Genomic DNA, 964 nt, shown 5'->3' with positions numbered 1-964 from the left:
GTAAGTAATCACTCAACGAAGCCCAGTCCGCCATCGGGCAAGCACTGGGCTGCGCTGACCAGTTTTCGTCCTCGCCGCCCGGCTGCGGGCCGTTGGCATCAAATTCCCTCGCTGCGCAGTGTCCGCCGGCACAGCCGGCATTGATGCTGAATCATCATGACGCCCACCATGGATATCGAAAAACACCATGGATGCTCCCCCGAACTGCACGCTCAGCGTCTCTGCAGTCGACATGGCAAAGCCGATATCATCTGCAGCATCAAGGCCGGTCCGGCCACGGAGACGGCCAAAAAAGTCATCTGGTCGCGCGGCGACGCCGGTCGCTGGACGTGCGCGATGGATGGCATCAAGCGGAAATACGCGACCGCTGCCTGTCCGGTCAACACCTGGGGGATTATCCCGTGCGGGGCTCGGGCAAGTTCGCCAATTCACGCGCCGTCGCCGTCAGCCGTCAATCGCGGCATGCCAACCGCCCGGCTTGCCGCCCTGTTTTTCCAGCACCTGCGTTCGACCGCCTTGCACATGTCATAAATTGTCAGCAGGCCGCACTGGACGGCAGTGACCTGTCGTAAATTGTCAGCAGGCACCTGGACGGCAATGAACGATTCCATTTACCAACAATGAAATACACGGGGGACGTATCCGACGATCGACCTGGCACGGCGCTTGCATATACCGCAGTACGGTACACAAGTTCCGAATTAATTCCCTCTAGGAGTAGTAAAAATGAAATCGATGAAAATGATGAAGAAGGCACAAGCCGGTTTTACCCTGATCGAACTGATGATTGTTGTTGCAATTATCGGTATCCTGGCTGCTGTCGCACTGCCAGCGTATCAAGACTACGTTGCTAAGTCGCAAGTTGGTGCTGGCCTGGCTGAAATCACCCCAGGTAAAGTCAACGTCGAGACCAAACTGGCAGGTGGCGATGCGGTTGCTGGCCCTGCCGAAATCGGCCTGCTGG

At 57.3% G+C, this 964-nt stretch carries 1 protein-coding gene and 2 pseudogenes; 2 read left to right on the top strand and 1 reads right to left on the bottom strand.

Annotated elements, in window-relative coordinates; genetic code table 11:
• Nucleotides 1-156: 156 nt before the first annotated feature.
• Nucleotides 157-363: pseudogene (locus PO883_RS35345) on the top strand (hypothetical protein); the annotation flags it as partial.
• Between the two features lie 81 nt (nt 364-444).
• On the opposite strand, the pseudogene moaC reads toward PO883_RS35345, so the two are convergent.
• Nucleotides 445-572, bottom strand: a pseudogene (gene moaC / locus PO883_RS34580) (cyclic pyranopterin monophosphate synthase MoaC); the annotation flags it as partial.
• A gap of 154 nt (nt 573-726) precedes the next feature.
• Between moaC and PO883_RS34575 the strand changes: the two are divergent.
• Nucleotides 727-964 (top strand): pilin (locus PO883_RS34575; protein ID WP_289313820.1); only part of this gene is annotated, 238 nt, incomplete at its 3' end.

Source organism: Massilia sp. DJPM01 (assembly GCF_030348125.1).
In the GTDB taxonomy this organism is placed as follows: domain Bacteria; phylum Pseudomonadota; class Gammaproteobacteria; order Burkholderiales; family Burkholderiaceae_D; genus Telluria_A; species Telluria_A frigida.
The sequence above is the reverse complement of the archived record's forward strand: the minus strand, read 5'-3'. Positions and strand labels throughout refer to the sequence as shown.